Consider the following 23329-nt stretch of genomic DNA (forward strand, 5'->3'; position numbering starts at 1 on the left):
GTTGCGGAGGGATCAGACGGTACGGCGGGTGGCGGCGTTGGCGAGCTGGCGCAGAGACGCGCGTGCCTCGTCGCGGAAGGGGCCGTCGGCAAGGGCGCGCAGCGAGGTCGCGGTGAGCTCGTCGATCAGCGCCTCGACGCGGTCGGCAGCACCGGAGGCGCGGATCAGTCCGCGCAGCTCGGCGACCTCGGCGTCGGTCAGCTCGGTGCCGAGAGCGGAGTCGAGGCGCTCCCGGTCGTCGCCCGCCAGGCCGTCCAGCGCGTGCGCCACCAGGACGGTGCGCTTGCCCTCGACCAGGTCGTCCCCGGCCGGCTTGCCCGTCACCTCGGGGTCGCCGAAGACGCCGAGCTGGTCGTCGCGGAGCTGGAACGCCTCGCCGAGCGGCAGGCCGTAGGCGGTCAGGGCCTCCACCTGCACCGGCGTCGCGCCGGCCAGTGCGGCACCGACGTGAAGTGGTCGCTCGACGGAGTACTTCGCCGACTTGAAGCGCAGCACGGTCATCGCGGTGGCGACGTCGGCATGCCCGCGAGCCTGTACGGAGACGTCGAGGAACTGGCCGGCGACCACCTCGGAGCGGCAGACGTCGAAGACGTCCAGGGCGGCCGCGACGCGCTCGGCCGGCAGTCCGCAACGGCGGAGCAGCTCGTCGGCCCAGGTGAGCAGCAGGTCACCCAGCAGAATGGCGGCGGCAGCGCCGTACTGCTCGGGATCCCCGGGCAGGCCCTGCTCCTGGTGCCGGGTCGCGAAGGCACGGTGGGTCGCGGGTCGACCGCGCCGGGTGTCGGAGGCGTCCATGTAGTCGTCGTGGACCAGGGCACTGGCATGCAGGAGCTCGAGCGCGGAGCAGGCCCGCAGCACGGCCTCACGGTCGTCATCGCCGATCTCGGAGATCGCGGCGTGGCCCCACCAGCAGAAGGCCGCGCGCAGGCGCTTGCCGCCGGCGAGGGCGGTGCGGGCCTCCGCCAGCAGCAGGTCTGCATCGGGGCCGAGGGGCGCCAAGCGCCCGGTCTGCTCCTCGAGGAAGGAGTCGAGGGTCTGCTGGATCTGCTCGGCGAAGGCGGCCACGTCATGGGCGGAGTCGGCGGTCACGGGTTCGAGCCTAGTGATCGGCGGCAGGCGCCGCGCCTCCGGGCTCGACTCCGGGAGCGCCGTACGCGGTGGACCGCCCTTTTCTTGGACATCGGCCGCTTTGCTGCCCACTGCAACCTATGCTTCGGCGCATGGCAGCGCACGAGTCTCGTCACATCGGGGAGTTGGTCCGCAACGGTGGACGTTCCTTCTCCTTCGAGTTCTTCCCGCCCAAGGACGAGGCCGGGGAGGCCCAGCTGTGGAAGGCGATCCAGGAGCTCGAGCCTTATCGGCCGACCTTCGTCTCGGTGACCTACGGCGCCGGTGGCAGCACCCGTGACAAGACCGTCGCGATCACCGGCCGGATCGCCCGCGAGACGAGCCTGCTGCCGATGGCGCACCTGACCTGCGTGGGCCACACCCGGAACGAGCTCGAAGGAATCCTCGACGCCTACGAGGCGGAGGGCGTCAACCACGTGATGGCACTGCGCGGCGATCCGCAGGAGGGGCCGCGTGCCGACTGGACGCCGACCGACGGCGGCCTCAACTACGCCGTCGACCTGGTCGACCTGGTCCGGTCCCGCGGCGACTTCCGCGTCGGGGTCGCCGCGTTCCCCGAGGGGCACCCGTCTGCCGCATCGCTCGATGCCGACGCTGATGTGCTGGTGGCGAAGGCCAAGGCCGGCGCGGACTTCGCCGTGACGCAGATGTTCTTCCGCGCCGCCGACTACTTCGCCCTGGTGGAGCGGGTCCGTGCGCGCGGGGTCGACATCCCGATCCTGCCCGGCATCATGCCGATCCTGAACCTCAACGCGATCCGCCGGCAGGGTGAGCTCATCGGCACCAGCGTTCCCGACGATCTCGTCGCCCGGATCAGCGCCTACGACGGCGATCCGACCGCGGTGCGGGCCGAAGGGATCCGCATCGCTGCCGAGCTCTGCGACGAGCTCCTGGCCGGCGGCGCCCCGGGGCTGCACTTCTACACGCTGAACCGGTCGAAGGCGACGCTGGAGATCTTCGAGGCCCTGCAGATCACCGCCTGACCAGGGCACGCCGCCACGAGGGGCCGCGCGGCTCCCTGTTGTCTCGAGCCGGCGGCTCGAAATAGGCTGCGGGGATGGAGCGCACTCTGACCGTGGTGGGCCGCGGAGCCGCAGTCGCCGTCCCCGACACCGCCGTCGTGCGGGCGTCGGTCGCCGTCAGCCGGGCGACCGTCGCTGCGGCTTGGGCCGAGGTCTCCGACCTGGTGATGCGAGCGGTCCGCACGATGAGCGAGCACCTGCCAGCAGGCAGGTACGCCGCGCACGAGGTCAGCCTCTGGCCGCAAGAGCGCACCGTGGGGGAGCAGACGGTGCGGAGCTTCGAGGCACGACGCGGCCTGGTCGGGCACTGTCCCGACCTCGAGGCGGCCGGTGCGCTGATCGATGCTCTGGTCGCCGGGCTGGACGAGGGTCTCCAGATCGAGGGTGTCTCCGTGGAGGTCGCGGACCCGCTCGCCGCACTAGAACGAGCGCGGGAGGCGGCGTGGTTGGACGCTGAGCGGCGTGCCGAGCAGCTGGCCGATCTCGCCGACGGCCAGCTAGGGCCTGTGCTCTCCGTCGAGGAGGTCGCCGACCACGGTGGGGTGGCTCTCAAGCGGATGGTCGCCTCGGCACCGCTGGTGCCGGGAGAGACCGAGCTCTCGGCCGCGCTGCGGATCACCTGGCGGCTCGTCGACTGAGGCATCGACGCTCAGGCGTCGCCGATCTCCTGCGCCACCAACGCCCCCGAGAGCCCCACGTAGGGGAGGCCAGCGCCGGGGGTCGCGTGCGCTCCCGCGGCGTACACACCGGGGATCGGAGTGCGTGTGCTGAGCCGGTCGCGCAGGGTCGAGCGGCCCTGCCACAGCACGCCCATCGGGGAGGTTCGCCACTGCTCGACCTGGGTGCGCGGCGACATGTCCATGCGGACCTCGACGTGGGGGCGCAGGTTGAGGCCGCGGCGTACCAGTGCGATCACGATGTCCTCCGACAGCAGGCCGCGGCCCAGGATCGTCACGGCGCGCCCGCCGTCGGGCGCGCGGACCCCGGCCCGCACGACCAGCATCGGGTCGCCGTGATAGACGGCCTCGGCAGGCAGGTCGGGCAGGTCGTCGCCGGTGAGGCCGAGGTGGCAGACCACCGGGGGGATCGCGGGCAGGGTGCGCTTGACATGGTCGGCGAGGGCGGGCAGCTGACGTGGGTCGATGGCGCAGACCACATGGTCGGCGTCGATCTCCCCGGCGTCGGTGGCCACGGCGACCGCTCGTCCCTCGCTGACGACGATGTCGGTCGCGGGTGTCGAGGTCCGGACGTCGACCCTCCGTGTCGCCAACCGGTCCGCCATCGCCTGGCTGAGCAGCCCCATGCCGCCAGGGACCGTCCAGGCTCCGAAGTTCTGCTCCAGGTAGGAGACCACCCCCGCCCAGGCCGGTACGTCGCGTGGGTCGTGCCCCTCGAAGACGAACGGGTGGGTGGCGAGCAGCCGCAACCGGTCGTCCTTGAACGCCTTCTTCACCCGCTTGGCGACGGTCTCGCGGGTGGTGATCCGGTCGACGACGGCCTTGTCGGTCACCTCGGGGCGCCAGGGCCGTTCGAAGTAGTTGCGCCGGAGCACGTCCCAGTCGTCGGCGAACCGCTCGACGTACGCCGCCCATTGGTCTCCGAGCCCCGGCTTGAGCTCGTCGATCGCGGCGATCTGGGCGGCCCGGGAGCCGCCCGGCAGGGCGACTGAGCTGCCGTCGGCGAAGTGATGCTCCCGGATGATCTCTCGCGGCACCAGGTCGAGCTCTCGCTCCAAGGGGCGCCCGGACTTGCGGAAGAGGTCTCGGACCACCGCCGGCAGCAGGGTGCTGCTGGGGCCGGCCTCCCAGGCGAAGCCCTCCGACTCGACGAAGCCGAGTGCTCCGCCGAGGGTGGGCAGCCGTTCCAGCAGGGTGACCTCGTGCCCTCGCTTGGCCAACCGCGCCGCGGATGCCATGCCGCCGAAGCCGCCTCCGATCACCACGACGCGTGCCATGGAGCGAACCCTAAGGGTTGACGTTCCGGGGTACTCAGCCGACCGGCCGTACGCCGGAGCGGCGGGAGCGCCAGCGGCTCAGGCCGCGCCGGATCAGGTTCACCGCGAACCACAGCAGCACGGCTCCCATCACGAGGAGGACGGCGGCGATGACGGCGGCGATCTCCGGGTGCTCCAGCGCGAACCAGACGACCGCGAGGACCGCGAGATCCTCCGTGGTGCTCGCGATCGTGTTCGTCACCGGCTCCGGCGAGGTGTTGATGGCCAGCCTCCCGCCCATCTTGACCAGGTGCGAGGCCAGTGCGGTGCCGCCGCCGACCACGCCGGCGACGGCCGCGCTGAGACTGTCGGCCTGCCCGGCCAGCAGCACGCCGATCACCGCGCCGATCGTCGGGCGGACAGCGGTCGAGAGCGCGTCCCAGGTCGAGTCGATCAGCGGCACCTTGTCGGCGACGAACTCCATGGTGAAGAGGAGCCCGGCCACCAGGAGCACGTCCCAGCGCCCGAGCACCGCCGGTGCCTGGTCGTATCCGAGGCGCTCGGCGGTGCCGAGCACCAGTACCACCAGGTAGGCGTTGACGCCGCTGGCCCAGCCACTGGAGAAGACCAGTGCCAGGGACTCCACCTCAGGAGCCTTCGACCACGCGGGCCAGCGTCTCCGGGTCGCGGGCGACCACGGCGGTGCCGTCGTCGAGGGTGATGATCGGTCGCTGGATGAGCTTCGGGTGCGCGGCCATCGCGGCGACCCACCGGTCGCGGTGCTCGGCGTCCTTCGGAAGCTCCTTCAGGCCGATCTCCTTGGCGACCGGTTCCCCAGTGCGCACGATGTCCCACGGCTCCAGGCCGAGGCGGACGAGGACCTCCTCGATCTCGTCGACCGTCGGTGGCTCCTCGAGGTAGCGGCGCTGGGTGTAGGCGGCGCCGGCCTTGTCGAGCGTCGACACCGCGGTGCGGCACTTCGAGCAGGCGGGGTTGATCCAGATCTCCATCAGTTGACCTCGATTTCCTGGGCGCCGGTCAGGGTGACCAGCTCGTCGAACGTGGTGCTGAAGACCGCTGCGGGATGACCGGCTGCCGCCCAGAGGACGGGATAGCCGCGGAGAGCCGTGTCGATCCAGGTCGGCACGGGGCTGGGGTGGGCGATCGGTGAGACGCCGCCGATGACCTGCCCGGTGTGCGCCTTGACGAACTCGGGTTTGGCGCGTTTCAGCGGACCCGTGCGTGCGGCGACCTGCGCCGTGTCCACGCGGTGGGCGCCGCTGGTCAGGATCAGGACGGGGGAGCCCTCGCTGTCGAAGAGGAGGCTGTTGGCGATGGCACCGACCTCGCAGCCGAGCGCCTCCGCTGCCAGGGCGGCGGTGTGCACCGAGTCGGGCAGCACGCGGATCTCGCCGGTGCCGCCCTGCGCGGCCAGCGCCGCGCGGAAGCGGGCGATCGACGGGTGTTCGGATCTCTGGTCCGTGGTCAGGTCCCCAGGCTCGGTCATGTCCCCAAGATTAGGAGGTTCCGGGGTTGAGTTGTGTCGGGAGGTGCGAGTAACGTTCTCGATGTTCGAACAGTTGTTCGAAGTCGGTGGGGGTGTCCTCGACCCGCACCCCCACCGACGCTCGGCCAGGGTCGGTCAGGGTCGGTCTCAGTCCACGGCTCGGTGAAGGAGCAGAAGGATGCGCACGTACGACGACCCGCAGCAGGTGCTCGGAGGCCTTGGATGATCGGCAGTGTGCATGCGCTGCCGCCGAACGTGCTCGCCTGCCTGGAGCGCTCTGCCGAGTCGCTTCGCGAGGCGATCGTCGCCGACGAAGTCCCCGACCGTTACGCCTGCGCGCATGTCGCGGCGTTGCGTGCCGCCTCCGCCCTGATCGCCGCACGCGCCCGGCCCGGGCGCCCGGGCCGGAGGCAGCTGAACGCATGGGTGCTGCTGTGCCAGGTGGCGCCGGAGCTCGAGGAGTGGGCGAGCCTCTTCGCCGCGGGTGCCTCGAAGCGGGCGGCGGTGGAGGCTGGATCGAGCCGAGCGGTCAGTGCGCGTGAGGCGGACGACCTGGTGCGTGAGGCCGATCGGTTCCTCGCTGTCGTGGAGCGCGCCCTGGGACTGCTGCCGCACGGCCCCCACTAGTCTGGGCTCATGTCTGCTGCCGAGCGCCGGGCCGCTGCCCGCACAGCCGTTGTCTGGGACGACCTGGCCGAGGTGCTTGCCGATGCAGGCGACGTGGTGGACATCGGCGGAGGCACCGGAGGATTCGCGGTTCCGGTCGCCGAACGTGGGCTGCGGGTGACGGTGGTGGACCCGAGCCCCGACGCGTTGGCTGCTCTGGCTCGACGGGCGGCGGAGGCCGGTGTGGCGGACCGCGTGGTCGGGCGGCAGGGTGACATCGCCGATCTCGCCGGGATGGTCGGCGGAGGAAGCGTCGACCTGGTGCTGTGCCACGGCGTGCTCGACGTGCTGGCCGACCCGGTCGAGGCGCTGTCCAGGATCTACGACGTGCTGCGTCCCGGCGGCGCGCTCAGCCTGATCGTCGCCCAGCGGCATGCCGCCGTGGTGGCGAGGGCGATGGCCGGACACTTCGGCCAGGCGCTTGCGCTGCTCGACGGTGACGAGCCCGACCCGGGGCGCGGCGTACGCCGGCGGTTCACGGCCGACGAGGTCGTGGGCCTGCTCGGCGACGCTGGGTTCACGCCCGGGCAGCCGCGCGGAGTGCGGGTCTTCGCTGACCTCGTGCCGGGGTCGCTCCTCGACCTCGAGGCCGGTTCCACCCAGGCGCTGATCGACCTGGAGACCGCGGTTGCGCGACGCCCTGAGTTCCTTCCGCTGGCCACCCAGGTGCACGTGGTCGCCACCCGCTGAGGGGGTGGGATCGTCCGCGATCGACCCGATCTCGGGTCAATCGGTGGATGCGACTACCACGTTTGAGTTCGGCTGCCTAGACTTGGAGAAACGCTTCACGCGGGGGCGTCGCGCAGTTGGGAGGAAGACGTGCCACTCTCTGAAGAGGAGCTGAGACTGCTCGAGCAGATGGAGCGCGCCCTCTCCGAGGAGGACCCCAAGTTCGCCTCGACGCTGCGTGGCACCACCTTCCGGCAGATCGCCCGCCGCCGCGCCGTGCTCGCCGGCGTCATCTTCGTGCTCGGCATCGCCGTCCTGATGACGGGGGCCATCACCGAGCAGATCGCGGTCGGCGTCGTCGGCTTCGTCGTCATGCTCGGCTCGGCCACCTTCGGCCTCACCGCGCTGCGCGGCCAGAGCCACGCCCCCGCCCCGAGTGCCGGTCGGACCACCCGGCACACCGGCTTCAGCGTGATCGATGGTGGTCGCAAGGCGCGAGCCCGCTCCCACGGCTCCTTCATGGACCGGATGGAGGAGCGCTGGCGCCGTCGGCGCGACCAGGGCTTCTGATCCTTCAACGGGTGAAGAGGGAGGCCGGGAGCCAGCGTGCTCGGCGGCGTACCCGCGGAGTTGCTCCGGCTGCCAGGGCCGCGGCGACCGTGCGGACCTGAGCGGTGAGCTCGGCGGAGTCGTCGTCGCCGGCATCGGCTGCGTAGCGGGCCTGCTCCAGCCGTCCCACCAGCTGGTCCAGGGCGCGGGCCGCGTCCGGGTTCTCCAGCGGACCGGTGGCCGGACGCTGTTCACCCGGAGCGGGCGGCACAGCACCCAGCCACGCCATCGCCTCCCGGCCGGTCGTGCGTGGGCTACGGCCTTCCGGCCAGCTCCGGCCGAGGTCGATGGCGGTGTCGCGCAGCTCGAGCCAGGCGGCCTCGACGGTGCCCTCGGCCAGGCGGCGACGGGTACGTCGGCGACGGAGCAATCCGGGCACGAGGGGGGCCACCAGCAGTACGAGGGCGAGAGGAACCAGCCCGAGCAGCCAGGGGCCGCCCCGCCGCTCCTGCTCCGGGGCCGTCTGGCCCGTCGACTCGGGGACCTCGGGGGCCCGGGTCGGCCGCGTCGTGGGTTGCGCGGTCGCCGAGGAGCTGGTCGACGGCGAGGCGCTCTGGCTGGGGTCGGGATTGTCCGGCCCCTCGCCGCCGCGGGTGTACTCCGGCACCTGCGTGGCCCGGTCCTGAGGGGTGGGCTCGAAGAGCACCCAGCCGAATCCGTCGAACCACAGCTCCGGCCAGGCATGCAGGTCGTGGCTGCTGAACTCGTAGGTGTTGGGGCCGACGCGGTCGGGACGCAGGAAGCCGACAGACACCCGCGCGGGGATGCCGAGGCTCCGGGCCATCAGCGCCATCGCTGCTGAGAACTGCTCGCAGTAGCCGACCCGGCCCTCGGGGGAGAGGAAGCGCTCGAGCGCGGCGTTGCCGTTGCCGATCACCGCTCCTTCCTCCTTCTCCAGGGAGTAGGTGAAGTTCTCCGGGGAGCGGAACCACTCCTGGAGCGCGACGGCCTTGTCGTAGTCGGACGCCTCGCCCTGGGTGACGTCGCGCGCGAGGTCGTCGACGATCCGGGGCAGGTCGTCGGGGAGCTTGGTGTACTCGGTGAGCACCGAGTACGGCGCCGGGCGGGCCCGGATGAGCTCTTCGCGCTCGATCAGGGGCCGGGACTCCACGAGGTCGTAGGAGATGCCGGCGGTGGTGATGGAGTTGTCGGCGCTGTGGAAGTCCATGATCGCGCGGTCGTAGCGCCAGTCGTCGCCTGCGGTGACCTCCGAGACCGACAGCGGCGTGGGCAGCCACAGCGAGGAGAACTGCTTGCGCACCTGGACCGCCATCGCGCGCTCGTCGCGACGTACCGACGCAGACAGGCCCGGCGGGTCGGGGACGTTGCCGTCGGCCGCGTTGGCGGCCGGCAGGTCGCGGTTGCCCGGCGTCCAGGTCACCCCGCTGAACTGGGTGAGTGCCGAGATCCGCAGGTACGTCGGCCGCTCACCAGTCGTGGTGACCTGGAGCAACGGAATGTCCTCGCCACGATCCAGGTCGCGGTGCAGGTCGGCGATCGGGTTGGTGATGCGCACGTCGTTGTCGCCGGCGCCCCCGCTGCCGCCGGGCAGCAGTGCGACCCGGTAGCTCGGCATCAGCAGTGGCAGCACGACGGCGAGCAGCACCACCACGGAGCCGATCGCGAGGGGATGCCGCCCGGGGTCCACGCCGTTGAGCGCGCGCAGGAGGTCGTTGTCGCGAGGGCTGCCGAAGTGCCGGCCCCACGAACCCACGCGCAAGCCCTCCTGAAGACAGAGCAGCCCGAGGAAGCAGGCCGCCGTCGCTGTGAACACGATCCAGCTCACGCCGTCGTCGAGCACGCTGATCGGCACGGTCTGCACGGCCAGCAGGGGGAGCCCGGCCAGGGGGGCGCGTCCGAGGGTCACCGCGAGCAGGTCGACGAGCAGATACAGCACCAGTGCCCCGAGCAGCGGTACGACCAGGGCCGCGTCGGTGGAGGCTGGCACGGGAGGTGCCCAGGTGGTGAGGGCGTCGACGGAGGTGTCGACCTGGCGCACCGTGTGGGTGAGTGATCGCGGTGTCGGCCACGGGGAGCTGCCCCAGGCCACGTTGGCGGTCAGGAAGACCGTGAGCAGCTGGCAGCTCGCCACCAGAAGGAGGGGGAGGTGCGCTGCCCGGGCGGCGACGCCGACCAGCCCCACGAGCAGGATCCCGCCGGCGAGCGGGCGCAGGAAGTCGCCGGGCAACTCGAAGAAGCTTCCCCACGACCAGAAGGCGACCCAGGTGGTGAGTGCCGCGACGACGGCCAGGGGCAGTGAGTGGAGGAGGGGGCGCCGGCTCATCGGTTCCCTCCGGAGAGCCCGGTGGCGCGCCCGGGGCGCTGCCGGGAGCGACGGCCGAGCTCGTGCCACAGCGCCGGCAGCGGGTCGCCCGGCCGGACGGTGACGGCGGACCAGCCGAGCCCGGAGAGCCAGGCTGCATCGCCGCCGGCCCCGCCGCGGTGCCACTGCTCGACGTCGAGCGCGAGGGCCATCGGGCGGGTGCCGTGCAGCCGCATCCGGCGGAGTGCGGCGTGGTCATGCTCGTCGAGCTGGCCGAACAGGGCGATGAGCAGGGCTCCTTGATGCTGCTCGACCAGCCAGTCGGTGGTCAGGTGCGGCTGGCGCGTCTGCTGCAGGACGGCCAGGGACTCGAGCAGCGCCGCGGTGCTCTGGGGTGCGGTGCGGTCGTGCCAGGCCAGCTCCGGATCCGACCCGTCTGCCGTCACGAGACGGACGTGGAACCCGTGGCCGGCCAGGTGGGTGGCGATCGACGCGGCGTGCAGCACGGCCGCCTCCAGCGAGGAGGCGGCACCGACGCCGCGGTGCGCGGAGGCCCGATTGTCGAGCAGGACGGTCGCTCGGGACTGCCAGGGCTGCTCCTCGCGCCGCACCATCAGCTCGCCGCGCCGAGCGCTGCTGCGCCAGTGCACACGGCGCAGGTCGTCGCCGATCCTGTAGTCACGCACGGTGACGTCCTCGGCGCTGCCGACGGTGAAGGCGCGAGGCCGGTTGTCGCCCGTGCCGGTCCACATGCCGCCTACCGGGATGTCGGGCAGTGGCACCGTCCGTGGCGTCACGACGAGCGCGATGCTCCCCGGGACCTGACGGTGGATCTCGACGAGCCCGAAGGGGTCGCCGATGCCGACGGTGAGCGGCCCGATCTCGAAGCGCCCACGCACATCGGAGCGGACCTGGTAGCTCACCGACCGCGACTCTCCTGAGCGCATCCCGGCAAGCACGAAGCGGGGTCGGGTGCCGAGTGCGTACGGCAGTCGCTCCTCCAGCAGCAGCAGCCCGGTGGACCGGCGTGCTTGGTTGACCAGCGTCAGCCGGACCTCGGCCGGCTGGCCGGCGCTGACCAGCAACGGATGCACGCTTCGCTCGAGACGGACGTCGAGTCGAGTGCGCCCGACCACCACGGCGCAGGCAAGGGGGAGGAGGGCCAGCAGCAGGCCTATCCGGAGCAGGGCGGGCTGCCCGAGCACCAGTGAGGCGCTGGCCGCCGTGATTCCCGCGGCGAGGAACGAACGGCCGCGGGTGGTGAGTCCCTGGAGTCCGGTACGCACGTGGATCAGGGCCCGGGGACCGGCACTGCTGCCACGATCTCCGCAAGGATCGCCTCGACGGTGCGGCCCGTCATGGCGGCCTCCACGCTGGGCATCAGCCGGTGGGCGAGGACCGGCCCGGCCATCGCGGTCAGATCATCGGGGATCACGTATCCGCGGCCGCTCAGGGCTGCGCTGGCCTTGGCGGCCCGCACCAGGTGGAGCGTCGCCCGGGGCGAGGCGCCCAGGGTGAGCTCCGGCGTGCTCCGGGTGGCCGTCGTGATGGCAACCGCGTGCCGCAGCACGGCGTCCGCGGTGTGCACGGTGTTGACCGCGGCGATCAGCTTGGCGATCTCTCCGGTGTCGGTGACCGGCTCCAGGTCGTCGAGCGGGGCGGCGCCGGCGTGCGCGACGAGCATGGCGATCTCGGCGGCGGGGACGGGGTAGCCCATCGAGACGCGGGCCATGAAGCGATCGCGCTGTGCCTCCGGCAGGGCGTAGGTGCCCTCCATCTCGATCGGGTTCTGGGTGGCGACGACCATGAACGGCGTGTGCAGCGGGTAGGTCGTGTTGTCGACGGTGACCTGCTGCTCCTCCATGCACTCCAGCAGCGCCGACTGCGTCTTCGGCGACGCGCGGTTGATCTCGTCGCCGACCACGATGTTCGCGAAGACTCCACCGGGGCGGAACTCGAACTCCCGCGTCTCCTGGTTGAAGACGCTGACGCCGGTCACGTCCGAGGGGAGCAGGTCCGGGGTGAACTGGATCCGACGGACCGTCGCGTCCACCGAGCGTGCGAGCGCCTTGCTCAGCATGGTCTTGCCGACGCCGGGCACGTCCTCGATCAGCAGGTGGCCCTGGGCCAGCAACACGGTGATCGCGGTGCGCACCACATCTGTCTTGCCCTCGATGACCGCCTCGATGTTGTCGCGGATGCGGTTCGCCACGCGGCCCACCGCGTCCAGGTCGCCTGCCACCGCTGTCACGTCTTCTCCGCTCGCCGTCGTTTGCGTGAGAGTCAACCGTACGGCGCAAGGGCTGGGGGGCGGCGAGTGCTCCCCGCATCGCGACCAGATCGTTGCGACCTCCCCGCCACGCCACCGGCGCTCCCTGCCGGCCGGCCCGGGACCGGTTCCCCGGGGCGCACGGGTGGGTGATTCCCCACCTTCCGCTCCACTTCGCTCCACCGGTCGCTCCGGATCGCCCTCCCCGGTGCTCCACCGAGCCTGCGTACGCCGCCGCTGAGCGCAGCGTCCGGTCGTGCGGCCCTGGTGGCGCACGCGGCAGAGCCATCGCCGAGAGCCACGAAATCAGGCGCGAAGACACGCCTAACCTGGTTGACGGTGGGGGAAAGTGGCGTAAAGTGGTGGGAAGTGGAGGAAGAATGGCGCTGAAGGGAAGGTGACCGATGTTCTTCGGCACCTTCACCCCGAAGCTCGACGACAAGGGCCGGCTCTTCCTCCCGGCGAAATTCAGGGACGAACTCAAGGAGGGGCTCGTGGTGACACGAGGGCAGGAGAGGTGCTTGACCGTCTGGTCGCTCGCCGACTTCGCCACCCTCACGGAGCGACTCCGCGAGGCCCCGATGACCAATCGGGGTGCACGCGACTACATCCGCATGCTCTTCTCGGCGGCCTCTCAGGAGACCCCCGACAAGCAGGGGCGGATCACGCTGCCGCAGGTGCTGCGGGAGTACGCGTCGATCAACCGCGAGGTGATGGTCATCGGCGCGATGAACCGGCTGGAGATCTGGGACCCGACTGCGTGGCGGAGCTACTCCGAGGAGCAGGAGGACCGGTTCTCCGAGATCAGTGACGAGGTGTTCCCCGGCTTCTGAGGGACGCCCACCAGCCACAACTCCACAACTGGTTCACAACGCGAGGTCTCGCGCCCGCTCCCATCTACGTCTTCTGGGGCACCTTCCCCGGTTCCAGACGACGACTTCCCCCAGGAGGGAGCGGGCAGGGACCTGGCGAGGTGAACCACCCACACCACCACTCAACCGCCAGGGGTCGACACCATGAAGCGAAGCGTCGGAGCACCACCGACGTTCCGGCACGCCCACCGCGACACGGGCCGCCGGAGCTGATCACCAGTGACCGCCAACCGCCACGTGCCCGTCATGCTCGATCGGGTCGTCGCGCTCCTGGAGCCTGCCCTGACGGCTCCGGGCGCCGTCGTCGTCGACTGCACGCTCGGGCTCGGTGGGCACAGCGAGGGGCTGCTCCGGGCGTTCCCCGCGTGTCGCCTGATCGGCATCGACCGGGACTCGCACGCCCTGGCGCTCAGCACCGAGCGACTGGCGCCGTACGCCGAGCGCACGACCTTGGTGCATGCCGTCTACGACGAGCTGCCCGAGGTGCTGGCGGAGGCAGGAGTCGAGGAGGTCCAGGGGGTCTTCTTCGATCTCGGCGTCTCCTCGATGCAGCTCGACGAGGCGGAGCGCGGCTTCGCCTATGCGCAGGACGCGCCGCTCGACATGCGGATGGACGACTCGACCGGCCGGACCGCGGCGGACGTGCTCAACGAGGCGTCGGTCGGTGAGCTGACCCGGATCCTCAAGATCTACGGCGAGGAGAAGTTCGCTCGCCGGATCGCCGAGCGGATCGAGCGGGAGCGACGGAGGGAGCCGTTCACCACCTCCGGACGTCTGGTCGAGCTGCTCTACGAGGCGATCCCGGCGCCGGCGCGGCGTACCGGCGGCCACCCGGCGAAGAGGACCTTCCAGGCGCTCCGGATCGAGGTCAACGACGAACTGCGAGTACTGGAGCGCGCGGTGCCGGCGGCGCTGGGGGCGGTCGGCGTCGGAGGGCGCGTCGTCGTGGAGTCCTACCAGTCGCTGGAGGACCGCCTGGTGAAGCAGGCGTTCACCGCTGCCACCAGGAGCGAGGTGCCGCCGGACATGCCGTTCGTGCCGGCCGGCATGGAGCCGGAGTTCCGCACCGTGACCCGCGGGGCCGAGCAGGCCCCTGCCGATGAGACAGAGAGCAACCCCCGCGCCGCGTCGGTCCGCCTGCGAGCGGTCGAGCGGGTGCACGCACACGAGGAGGGACGAGCATGAGCGAGCGTCAGGCCGCGGCGACCCGCGGACGGCTGCCCCGGATCGCCGAGCAGGCGGTCCAGCGCGCCCGCCTCACCGTCGTCCCTCGGGTACGCCGCCCCCGCACCAGGGTTCCGTTCGTCATCTTCGTGAGTGTGCTGCTGGTCGCGGGCGTGATCGGGCTGCTGATGCTCAACACCACCATGCAGCAGAACTCTTTCCGCGCGACCGCGCTGGAAAGCCGGGCCGATGCGCTCACCGCGCAGCGGGAGGGCCTGGAGATGGAGCTCGCCCAGCTCAACGACCCGCAGCAGGTCGCGGAGCGGGCGCTGGCGATGGGCATGGTGGAGGCCAACGTGGCTGACTACGTCGATCTGAGCCGGGGCAAGGTGGTCCCCTCCGGTGCCGACGTCGCCAGCCCGGAGAACAAGCTGACCATCACGGCCAGGGACGCGAACAAGCCCGCCGCGCTGAACCCTCCGCCGAAGTACAAGTGGCGCGACCCCAAGCCCAAGAACCGCCGGGCGCGCGACACGGACGCAGCCTCGACGGATCGGCTGCCCTCGGCAGGTAGGAATGGGAGCACCGCCCACCGATCAGCGAACCGGAGCAACCGTTGACCTCTCGCCCGTCCTCCTCCCTCGGGGGGACCCGTGGCTCCGCGATGCTGCGGCTGCGGCTCGGCTTCATCGTGATCGCGGTGGTGATCTCGTTCTTCGGCGCCCGGCTGGTGCAACTGCAGGTGATCGACCCGGGGGCTATCGCCACGCGCGCCGCGCAGGAGGGCACCGACACGGTCGAGCTGCCCGCCGAGCGCGGCGCGATCCTCGACCGCAACGGAACCGAGCTCGCCACCTCGGTGAGCGGGATGATGGTGATCGCCGACCCGCAGATGACCCGGGCGAAGGCGCCCGAGATCGCCACGCTCCTCTCCGACGAGCTGGGGCTGGACTACTTCGAGACGTTGGAGCGGCTGCGCCGCGAGGGCACCCGCTTCCAGTACCTGGCCCGCCGGGTGCCTGCGACCAAGGCCACGGCCGTCGTCGACTCGCTGACCGAGCAGGGCTACAAGGGCGTGAGCACCCAGCGCGACCCCATCCGCGACTACCCGGGCAACGACGTCGCCGCCAACATCGTCGGCTTCCTCGGCGAGGACGAGCCGCTGGCTGGACTGGAGCGGACCTTCAACGCCCAGCTCGCCGGCACCGACGGCAAGGCCCGCTACCAGGTCGGCGGCGGCAACCGGATCCCGCTCGGCGACCACAACGTGACCGAGGCCCGCGACGGCACCGACCTGCAGCTCACGCTCGACCAGGACGTGCAGTGGTACGCCCAGCGCGTGCTGCGCAACGCCGTGGAGAGCTCCGGCTCCCTCTCCGGCACCGTGGTGGTGGAGGAGGTCGGGAGCGGGGAGCTGCTTGCCCTGGCCGACTACCCGACCTACGACGCCAACAAGCCACTGGACGGTGCCAACACCCCCGAGGAGGTCGAGAAGCGCAAGACGGACCTCGGCTCCCGGGCACTCTCCGACCCCTACGAGCCCGGCTCGGTGGAGAAGGCGCTGACCTTCGCCAGCCTGCTCGACCAGGGTCTCATCACCCCGCGCACCCGGATCACGGTGCCGCCGGAGCTCGAGCGTGCCGGGGCGAAGCCGATCGGGGACCACTGGGACCACGACACGATCCGGCTCACCGCTGCCGGGGTGCTGGCCCGGTCCTCCAACATCGGCACGGTGCTCGCGGCTCGCGAGTCCGACAAGCAGAAGCTCGCCGACTACCTGCGAGCCTTCGGGCTCGGGCAGCGCACCGACATCGGCATGCGCGGGGAGTCCGCGGGGATCCTCCCGCAGGGCGCGTGGAGCGACGGTTCCCGCGACACGATCGCCTTCGGCCAGGGGCTGAGCGTCAACGCGGTCCAGATGGCGGCGGCGATCAACACGATCGCCAACGGCGGCGTCCACGTCGACCCGAGCCTGATCAAGGGTTCGGCGACCACCGACACCGGTCAGCAGGTCGGCACCGACCATGTCACCACCCGTCGGGTGGTGAGCGAGCAGGCCGCCCGCGACACTGCCGAGATGATGGAGCTGGTGCCGCAGTCCGACGGCGTCGCCCCGGCCGCCGCGATCCCCGGCTACCGGGTGGCCGGCAAGACCGGCACCGCCCAGCGCGTGGTCGACGGTCGCTACGACGGCTCCTTCACGGTCTCCTTCGCCGGCTTCGCGCCGGCCGACGCGCCCCGCTTCACCGTCTACGTGGTGCTGCACCGCCCGCAGAACGGCCTCGGCGGCGGCGGCAACGCCGGCCCGGTCTTCGCGAAGGTGATGACCTACCTGCTCAACAAGTACGGCGTGCCCAGCACCGGAACCACGCCGTCCACGTTGCCGGTCGAGTGGTGAGGCGCGGTGACGGGTAACCTCACCGCGTGGTGAACCAAGCCGACGTACGCCGTACCCGTCCCTCGCAGACCAGGCCCACGCCGCTGCGGGAGCTGGCGGAGCTGCTGGAGGTCGCCGCCCCCGTCGGTGAGGCAACGGTCACCGGCATCACCCTGAGCACCGACCGGGTGCTGCCCGGCGACCTGTACGCCGCCCTGCCCGGTGCGCGCGCACACGGTGCCGACTACGTCGCTGCGGCGGTGGCTGGCGGTGCGAGCGCGGTGCTGACCGACGCCGCAGGAGCCGAGCGTGCGACGGACGCAGGCGTTCCGGTGCTCGTGGTGGAGGCGCCCCGCCGGGTGCTCGGCGAGGTCGCCGCGCACATCTACGACCACCCGACGCGGCGCCTGCGGATGATCGGGGTGACGGGCACGCAGGGCAAGACCACGGTCACCCGACTGACCGAGCTCGCGCTGACCGGGGCCGGGGTGCGTGCCGCGGTGATCGGCACGATCGGCACCCGGATCCTCGGTGAGGAGGTGCCGACGAAGCTGACCACGCCGGAGGCGCCCGACCTGCAGGCGCTCTTCGCGCGCATGGTCGAGGCGGGGGTCGAGACCTGCGCGATGGAGGTCTCCAGCCATGCGTTGGCGATGGGACGCGTGGAGGGTGTGCGCTTCGACGTGGCGGTCTTCACCAACCTGGGGCGCGATCACCTGGACTTCCACGCCGACCTCGAGGAGTACTTCGCGGTCAAGGCCTCGCTCTTCACTGCGCGGCGTTGCAAACAGGCCGTCGTCAACGTCGACGACGAGCACGGCCGCCGTCTCGTGGGGCTGGCCGACGTGCCGGTGCACTCCTACAGCGTGCACGGGGCGGCCGACTGGTCGGTCGACGACGTCGTGGCCACCGCCCAGGGCTCTGCCTTCACGATCCGCCACGATGGCGAGGCGGTCTCCACCGGCGTGCCCATCGCGGGGGAGTTCAACGTCGCCAACGCCGTCGCAGCGCTGGCCGCGGGAGCCAGCGTCGGCCACCCGCTGACGGCGCTGGCCGGTGCGTTGGCCTCGGGCACCGGGGTGCCGGGCCGGCTGGAGCGGGTGGAGACCGGCCTGGGCGTGGAGGCGGTCGTCGACTACGCCCACAAGCCCGACGCCGTGGAGGCAGCGCTGAGCACGCTGCGGCCGCTCACCGACGGCTCGCTGATCTGCGTGCTCGGCGCCGGTGGCGACCGCGACACGGGCAAACGCCCGGTCATGGGTGAGATCGCCGCACGGCTGGCCGATCTGCTCATCGTCACCGACGACAACCCACGCTCGGAGGATCCAGCGGCGATCCGCGCGGCGGTCCTGGCCGGATGCGCCGGGCCGGCCGAGGTGGTCGAGGTCGGAGACCGCCGAGCCGCGATCCGCCGCGCTCTGGCAGTGGCGCGCCCCGGTGACGTGGTGCTGGTCGCGGGCAAGGGGCATGAGACCGGCCAGGAGATCGACGGCGTGGTGCACCCCTTCGACGATCGGGTAGTGGTTGCCGAGGAGGCGCGCAGGCTGCGCGCCGACGACGCTGGAGAGCGCGACGAGGAGGCGACCCGGTGATCCCGATGACGCTTGCGGAGATCGCCGACGTGGTTGCCGGCGAGGTGCACGGCGATCCGGAGCTGGTCGTGCGCGGCGCTGCCTCGCTCGACAGCCGCGCGGTGCCCGAGGACGGTCTCTTCGTCGCGATCCGTGGCGAGCGGGTGGACGGGCACGACTACGCCGAGCAGGCGGTGGCGGGCGGTGCGGTCGCCGTGCTGGGCGCCCGCCCGACCGGCGTCCCGACGATCGTCACGGCGGACCCCGCCCTCGCCCTGGCCGCGTTGGCCCGCCATGTGCGCGACCGGCTGCGCGCCACCGTCGTCGGCATCACCGGCTCCCAGGGCAAGACCGGCACCAAGGACTACCTGGCGCAGGTGTTCGCCGCGGCCGGCCCGACCGTGGCCACAGCGGGCAACTTCAACAACGAGCTCGGCGTGCCCCTGACCATCCTGCGCGCCGACGCCGACACCAGCTACCTGGTCGTCGAGATGGGAGCGCGGGGAAGCGGCCACATCGCCTACCTCTGCGGCATCGCCCGCCCGCGTTTCGGTGCCGTGCTCAACGTGGGCTCGGCGCACGCCAGCGAGTTCGGCACGGTCGACGACACCGCCCGCGCCAAGGGCGAGCTGCTCGCTGCGCTGCCCGCCGACGGCGCTGCCGTGATCAACGCGGACGACCGACGTACGCGCGTGGGGTTGGGCGGTGCGGTCGTGGAGCGGGTGCTGAGCTTCGGCAGCGACCGCGGCACGGCCGAGCACGGCGACGGCACCCCGACCGAGCCGGCCGACGTCACGTGGTGGGGGGAGACGTTCGACGATCTGGGTCGCCCACGCACGACGTTGCGGTACGGCGACCGGTCGGCGGAGCTGGCCCTGCAGCAGATCGGGGCCCACCAGATCGACAACGCCGCTGCTGCCGCCGCCCTCGCGCTGGCCGCCGGCCTCGACTTCGAGGCCGTCGTCGCCGCGCTCAACTGCGCGACGGCCCAGTCGCGCTGGCGGATGGAGCCGCTGCGCCGTGCCGACGGGTTGGTGGTGCTCAACGACGCCTACAACGCGAACCCGGAGTCGGTCGCTCTCGCCCTCGACACGCTGGTGCACATCAAGGAGTCGTCGGGGCGGCGTACGGTCGCGGTGCTCGGGGTGATGCGCGAGCTGGGCGCGGAGCACGCCACCCAGCACAACCGGATCGGCCACATCGCGGCCCGGCTCGGCATCGACGTCATCGTGGTGATCGGCGCAGAGGCGGCCGAGATCGCCGCGGGCGCGGCGAGCGTCACATCTGTGTCACCTATCGTCGTGTCCACGGCTGACCGGGCCGCGGCTCTGGCATGGTTGCGCGAGAACGTCGACGCACACGATGTCGTGCTGGTGAAGGCATCGCGCGCCGCCGGCCTCGAGGTACTGGCCCAGGAACTGTCGGAGGAGGCAGGCGCATGAGAGCGATCCTGCTCGGTGGCGGACTGTCACTGATCATCTCGCTGCTGGGCACCCGCTATGCGATCCGGATGCTCTCCGCGAAGGGCTACGGCCAGGAGATCCGCGAGGACGGGCCGACCACCCACCAGACGAAGCGCGGCACCCCCACCATGGGGGGCATCGTCATCATCGCCGCGACCGTGATCGGCTACTTCTTCGCGAAGCTGGTGACCGGCACCGCCCCCAGCGCCTCCGCGCTGCTGCTGCTCTTCCTCTTCGTCGGCATGGGCACCGTCGGCTTCCTCGACGACTTCATCAAGATCTACAAGCAGCGCAACCTCGGGCTGCGCAGCAAGGCCAAGATGATCGGCCAGACCGTCATCGCCCTCGTGTTCGGCGGTCTTGCGCTCTCCCCGTGGTTGGAGGACGACCGCGGCCAGACCCCGGCGTCGCGCCACCTCTCCTTCATCCGCGACCTCGACCAGTGGACGCTCCCGGTCGTCGTGGTGCTGCTCCTGATCTGGCTCTTCGTCACCGGCTTCAGCAACGCGGTCAACCTGACCGACGGACTCGACGGCCTGGCCGCCGGCTCCTCCATGATGGTCTTCGGTGCCTACACCTTCGTGAACATCTGGCAGAACAACCAGTGGTGCGGCCAGGAGAACATCAGCTACGGCCGCTGCTACGAGGTGCGTGACCCGCTCGACCTGGCGATCATCGCCGCCGCGATCACCGGGGCCTGCTTCGGCTTCCTGTGGTGGAACGCCTCGCCGGCGCAGATCTTCATGGGAGACACGGGTTCGCTCTCGCTCGGTGCTGCCCTCGCCGGCTTCGCCATCCTGACCCGCACCGAGATCCTGCTCGCCGTGATCGGCGGCCTCTTCGTGATGGTGACCCTGTCGGTGATGATCCAGGTGAGCTTCTTCAAGGCCTCGACGCGCAGCGGACTGGTGCGGAAGGTCTTCCGCGTGCAGAAGGGCCATCGGGTCTTCCGCATGGCGCCGCTGCACCACCACTTCGAGATGCTGGGCTGGGAGCAGGTCAACGTCGTGATCCGCTTCTGGATCATCTCGGGTCTCTTCGTGGCGACCGGCCTCGGCGTCTTCTACGCGGAGTGGGTGGCGGGCACGTGAGGGACGTCTCGGGCCTGGGCCGTGCCGACGCCTGGGACGGCGTCAACGCGGTGGTGGCCGGCTTCGGCGTCTCGGGCGTGGCCGCCGTCGACAACCTGCTCTTCCTGGGCGCCGAGGTCACCGCACTGGACGAGCGGGAGAGCAGTCACGGAGAGCGGGGCGAGCTCCTGGAGTCCCTCGGGGCCCGGCTGCGGCTCGGCCCCGGCAGCACCGCCACGCTGCCCGACGACGTGGACGTCGTCGTCACCTCTCCCGGCTGGCGGCCGGACGCCCCGCTGCTGGCGCAGGCGGCGGCCCGCGGCATCCCCGTCTGGGGAGAGGTCGAGCTTGCCTGGCGACTCCGCGATCCGGAGCGGCCCGCTCCCTGGCTGGCGATCACCGGCACGAACGGCAAGACCACGACCGTCCAGATGCTCGACTCGATCCTGCGTGCCGCCGGACTGCGCAGCCTCGCGGTCGGCAACGTGGGCACGCCGATCGTCGAGGCGGTGATGGACCCGACGCCGTATGACGTGCTCGCTGTCGAGCTCTCCAGCTTCCAGCTGCACTGGAGCCAGTCGATGCGGGCGGAGTCGGCCGCCGTGCTCAACCTCGCCGAGGACCACCTCGACTGGTACGACGGCCCCGACGGCATGACGCGCTACGCCGCCGACAAGGCACGCATCTACCACCAGGTCGAGCGTGCCTGCGTCTACAACGTCGCCGACCCGGCCACTGAGGAGATGGTGCGCGAGGCCGACGTCGTCGAGGGAGCGCGGGCGATCGGGTTCACCCTGGGCATGCCCGGCGTCGGCATGCTCGGGCTGGTCGAGGACATGCTGGTCGACCGTGCCTTCATCGAGGAGCGCGCCACCAGCGCCGCGGAGCTGCTCACCATCGGCGATCTCGCCTCCGACGCCCCGCACTTCGTGGCCAACGCCCTGGCCGCCGCCGCGCTGGCCCGCTCGCACGGCATCTCTCGCTCCGCCGTACGGGAGGGGCTGAGCACGTTCCGGCCCGACGGTCATCGGATCGAGCGGGTCGCGGAGATCGCCGGGGTCACCTGGGTCGACGACTCCAAGGCCACCAATCCGCACGCCGCCCAGTCCTCGCTGCAGGCCTACGAGTCGGTGGTGTGGGTGGCCGGGGGACTGGCCAAGGGAGCCCACTTCGACGACCTGGTCCGTCAGGTCCGCGAGCGGCTGCGTGGCGCGGTGCTCATCGGCGCCGACCGTGACGTGATCGCCGCGGCACTTTCGCGACACGCTCCCGATGTGCCGGTGGTGGTGGTGGAGGCCGGGGAGACTGGCGCCGAGACGATCATGGATCGCGTGGTCGCTGCGGCGGCCGATCTCGCGACGCCGGGAGACACCGTGCTCTTGGCGCCGGGATGCGCGTCCATGGACCAGTTCGCCAACTACGGTGAGCGCGGCAGGAAGTTCGCCGAGGCGGTTCGCCGGCTCAGCACGTGAGGTGAGGGAGGAGCAGGTGGCCAGCACCACCAGTGAGCGTCCGACCTCACGGCCCACGCTGCGCGGCCCGTCGTGGTGGGGGACTGTCCGGGAGGCGATCGACCGGCCCCTCACCGCCTACTACCTGCTGCTCGGCGCCTCCGGGCTGTTGCTCACCATCGGCCTGATCATGGTGCTCTCGGCGTCCAGCGTCTACGCCTACCGGGTGACCGGGAACTCCTATGCGATCGTCGAGAAGCAGCTGATGTGGGTGGCGATCGGCCTGCCGGTCGCCTTCATCGCCAGCCGGATGCGTCGCGATTGGCTGCGCCGGCTCACGTGGCCGGCGATGGGCCTGGCGATCCTCCTGCTGGGATTGACCCATACGCCCCTGGGCGTGCGCGTCAACGGCAACACGAACTGGCTTGCGTTGGGGCCGTTCCAGGTGCAGCCCTCCGAGGTGGCCAAGCTTGCGGTGATCCTCTGGGCGGCCCACATCTACGCGCGGAAGGATCGCCGCCTCACCAGCTGGCACCAGATCATCATGCCGGTGGTGCCGGGCGTGCTCCTGGTGGCGGCGCTCATCGTGATGCAGCACGACCTGGGGACGGCGTTGGTCGTCTTCGCGATCCTGATCGGCATGCTCTGGGCGATCGGCGCCCCGGGGCGTCTCTTCGGCTTCGCGCTCGCCGTCATCGGCGTGGCCGCCCTCTACCTGGCCAACAGCAACACCGAGCGCCAACAGCGCCTCTTCAACTTCATCGACCCCTTCAAGGACTACCAGGACGCCGGCTGGCAGCCCGCCCACGGGCTCTACGCCCTCTCCACCGGCGGCCTCTTCGGCCAGGGGATCGGGGCCTCCCAGCAGAAGTGGGGCGACCTGCCCGAGGCACATACCGACTTCATCTTCGCGGTGCTCGGTGAGGAGCTGGGCCTGGTCGGCACGATGCTGGTGCTGGCGCTCTTCCTGACCATCGCCTATGCGGCGATCCGGGTGGCCTCCCACACCAAGGACCCGTTCGTCCGCTACGCCACCTTCGGCATCACGATCTGGCTGATCGGGCAGATGATGATCAACGTGGGAATGGTGCTGGCGGTGATGCCGGTCATCGGCATTCCGCTGCCGCTCATCTCCTACGGCGGCTCGGCGCTGTTGCCGTCTTTGGCTGCGCTGGGCATCCTGATCGGGTTCGCCCGCTCCGAGCCCCAGGCCGCCCGCGCGCTGGCCGCCCGCAAGCGCCGCCGTACCGCGGGGCTCTCGGCACCGACGTCACGACGAGGATCCTGAAACGAGA

Annotated in this window: 22 protein-coding genes; 14 read left to right on the top strand and 8 right to left on the bottom strand. The window is 71.3% G+C overall.

What is annotated here, in order from left to right:
• Window positions 1-12: 12 nt before the first annotated feature.
• Window positions 13-1089: a polyprenyl synthetase family protein gene (locus DNK54_RS01155; protein ID WP_110205125.1), complete on the bottom strand. Its 1077-nt coding sequence runs from the start codon at window positions 1087-1089 to the stop codon at window positions 13-15.
• A 131-nt stretch (window positions 1090-1220) separates the two neighbouring features.
• Between DNK54_RS01155 and metF the strand changes: the two genes are divergently transcribed.
• Together metF and DNK54_RS01165 are read left to right on the top strand one after the other, a co-directional pair.
• Window positions 1221-2111, top strand: coding sequence for a methylenetetrahydrofolate reductase [NAD(P)H] (gene metF / locus DNK54_RS01160; RefSeq protein ID WP_110205751.1), 891 nt, complete (start codon window positions 1221-1223; stop codon window positions 2109-2111).
• Window positions 2112-2185: 74 nt separating this feature from the next.
• A complete protein-coding gene (locus DNK54_RS01165) occupies window positions 2186-2788 on the top strand; it encodes an SIMPL domain-containing protein (protein WP_110205126.1) in 603 nt (200 codons plus the stop codon).
• A gap of 11 nt (window positions 2789-2799) precedes the next feature.
• Here DNK54_RS01165 and DNK54_RS01170 read toward each other — a convergent pair whose 3' ends face one another.
• The 4 genes from DNK54_RS01170 to DNK54_RS01185 are packed head-to-tail and all read right to left on the bottom strand — an operon-like array spanning window position 2800 to window position 5590.
• Window positions 2800-4104, bottom strand: a complete 1305-nt coding sequence (locus DNK54_RS01170) for a phytoene desaturase family protein (protein ID WP_110205127.1) — start codon at window positions 4102-4104, stop codon at window positions 2800-2802.
• Between the two features lie 34 nt (window positions 4105-4138).
• Window positions 4139-4729: a DUF4126 domain-containing protein gene (locus DNK54_RS01175; RefSeq protein ID WP_110205128.1), complete on the bottom strand. Its 591-nt coding sequence runs from the start codon at window positions 4727-4729 to the stop codon at window positions 4139-4141.
• A gap of 1 nt (window position 4730) precedes the next feature.
• Entirely contained in the window at window positions 4731-5093 is a 363-nt protein-coding gene (locus tag DNK54_RS01180) for an ArsC/Spx/MgsR family protein (protein WP_110205129.1), read from the bottom strand.
• Window positions 5093-5590 (bottom strand): YbaK/EbsC family protein, encoded by a 498-nt coding sequence (locus DNK54_RS01185; protein WP_110205130.1) that lies wholly within the window; start codon window positions 5588-5590, stop codon window positions 5093-5095. The genes DNK54_RS01180 and DNK54_RS01185 overlap by 1 nt, the downstream gene beginning before the upstream one ends.
• A gap of 222 nt (window positions 5591-5812) precedes the next feature.
• On the opposite strand from DNK54_RS01185, the gene DNK54_RS01190 reads away from it, so the two are divergent.
• From DNK54_RS01190 to DNK54_RS01200, 3 genes are all read left to right on the top strand, one after another.
• The gene (locus DNK54_RS01190; RefSeq protein WP_110205131.1) at window positions 5813-6217 is read left to right on the top strand and encodes an SAV_6107 family HEPN domain-containing protein; all 405 of its coding nucleotides are present in this window, start codon (window positions 5813-5815) and stop codon (window positions 6215-6217) included.
• Between the two features lie 9 nt (window positions 6218-6226).
• Window positions 6227-6946 carry a methyltransferase gene (locus tag DNK54_RS01195; protein ID WP_110205132.1) on the top strand — a complete coding sequence of 240 codons (720 nt, stop codon included), beginning with the start codon at window positions 6227-6229 and terminating at the stop codon, window positions 6944-6946.
• Window positions 6947-7075: 129 nt separating this feature from the next.
• Window positions 7076-7495: a DUF3040 domain-containing protein gene (locus DNK54_RS01200; protein ID WP_110205133.1), complete on the top strand. Its 420-nt coding sequence runs from the start codon at window positions 7076-7078 to the stop codon at window positions 7493-7495.
• A 4-nt stretch (window positions 7496-7499) separates the two neighbouring features.
• On the opposite strand, the gene DNK54_RS01205 is transcribed toward DNK54_RS01200, so the two are convergent.
• From DNK54_RS01205 to DNK54_RS01215, 3 genes are read right to left on the bottom strand one after another with little or no spacing between them, the layout of a single operon-like run.
• On the bottom strand, window positions 7500-9818 hold the full coding sequence (locus DNK54_RS01205; RefSeq protein WP_110205134.1) for a transglutaminase TgpA family protein: 2319 nt from the start codon (window positions 9816-9818) through the stop codon (window positions 7500-7502).
• Complete coding sequence (locus DNK54_RS01210) at window positions 9815-11083, bottom strand: DUF58 domain-containing protein (protein WP_110205135.1); 1269 nt, start codon at window positions 11081-11083, stop codon at window positions 9815-9817. Before DNK54_RS01210 ends, DNK54_RS01205 begins: the two co-directional genes overlap by 4 nt.
• Window positions 11084-11088: 5 nt before the next feature.
• Complete coding sequence (locus DNK54_RS01215) at window positions 11089-12048, bottom strand: AAA family ATPase (protein WP_110205136.1); 960 nt, start codon at window positions 12046-12048, stop codon at window positions 11089-11091.
• A 422-nt stretch (window positions 12049-12470) separates the two neighbouring features.
• Here DNK54_RS01215 and mraZ point away from each other — a divergent pair, with 422 nt between their 5' ends.
• The 9 genes from mraZ (at window position 12471) to ftsW (ending at window position 23322) form a co-directional block, all read left to right on the top strand.
• Entirely contained in the window at window positions 12471-12899 is a 429-nt protein-coding gene (gene mraZ / locus DNK54_RS01220; protein WP_110205137.1) for a division/cell wall cluster transcriptional repressor MraZ, read from the top strand.
• A 258-nt stretch (window positions 12900-13157) separates the two neighbouring features.
• Window positions 13158-14123 carry a 16S rRNA (cytosine(1402)-N(4))-methyltransferase RsmH gene (rsmH, locus tag DNK54_RS01225; RefSeq protein ID WP_110205138.1) on the top strand — a complete coding sequence of 322 codons (966 nt, stop codon included), beginning with the start codon at window positions 13158-13160 and terminating at the stop codon, window positions 14121-14123.
• A complete protein-coding gene (ftsL, locus tag DNK54_RS01230) occupies window positions 14120-14722 on the top strand; it encodes a cell division protein FtsL (protein ID WP_110205139.1) in 603 nt (200 codons plus the stop codon). Before rsmH ends, ftsL begins: the two co-directional genes overlap by 4 nt.
• Window positions 14719-16500 carry a peptidoglycan D,D-transpeptidase FtsI family protein gene (locus tag DNK54_RS01235; protein ID WP_239459845.1) on the top strand — a complete coding sequence of 594 codons (1782 nt, stop codon included), beginning with the start codon at window positions 14719-14721 and terminating at the stop codon, window positions 16498-16500. Before ftsL ends, DNK54_RS01235 begins: the two co-directional genes overlap by 4 nt.
• 26 nt (window positions 16501-16526) lie before the next feature.
• Window positions 16527-18071 carry a UDP-N-acetylmuramoyl-L-alanyl-D-glutamate--2,6-diaminopimelate ligase gene (locus tag DNK54_RS01240; RefSeq protein WP_204164376.1) on the top strand — a complete coding sequence of 515 codons (1545 nt, stop codon included), beginning with the start codon at window positions 16527-16529 and terminating at the stop codon, window positions 18069-18071.
• A gap of 5 nt (window positions 18072-18076) precedes the next feature.
• Window positions 18077-19492, top strand: coding sequence for a UDP-N-acetylmuramoyl-tripeptide--D-alanyl-D-alanine ligase (locus tag DNK54_RS01245; RefSeq protein ID WP_239459913.1), 1416 nt, complete (start codon window positions 18077-18079; stop codon window positions 19490-19492).
• The gene (mraY, locus tag DNK54_RS01250) at window positions 19489-20604 is read left to right on the top strand and encodes a phospho-N-acetylmuramoyl-pentapeptide-transferase (RefSeq protein ID WP_110205142.1); all 1116 of its coding nucleotides are present in this window, start codon (window positions 19489-19491) and stop codon (window positions 20602-20604) included. Before DNK54_RS01245 ends, mraY begins: the two co-directional genes overlap by 4 nt.
• Window positions 20601-22055, top strand: coding sequence for a UDP-N-acetylmuramoyl-L-alanine--D-glutamate ligase (murD, locus tag DNK54_RS01255; RefSeq protein ID WP_239459846.1), 1455 nt, complete (start codon window positions 20601-20603; stop codon window positions 22053-22055). Before mraY ends, murD begins: the two co-directional genes overlap by 4 nt.
• Before the next feature lie 16 nt (window positions 22056-22071).
• Window positions 22072-23322 (top strand): putative lipid II flippase FtsW, encoded by a 1251-nt coding sequence (gene ftsW / locus DNK54_RS01260; RefSeq protein ID WP_239459847.1) that lies wholly within the window; start codon window positions 22072-22074, stop codon window positions 23320-23322.
• Window positions 23323-23329: the final 7 nt, after the last annotated feature.

It is taken from the genome of Nocardioides daejeonensis, assembly GCF_003194585.1.
GTDB lineage: Bacteria > Actinomycetota > Actinomycetes > Propionibacteriales > Nocardioidaceae > Nocardioides > Nocardioides daejeonensis.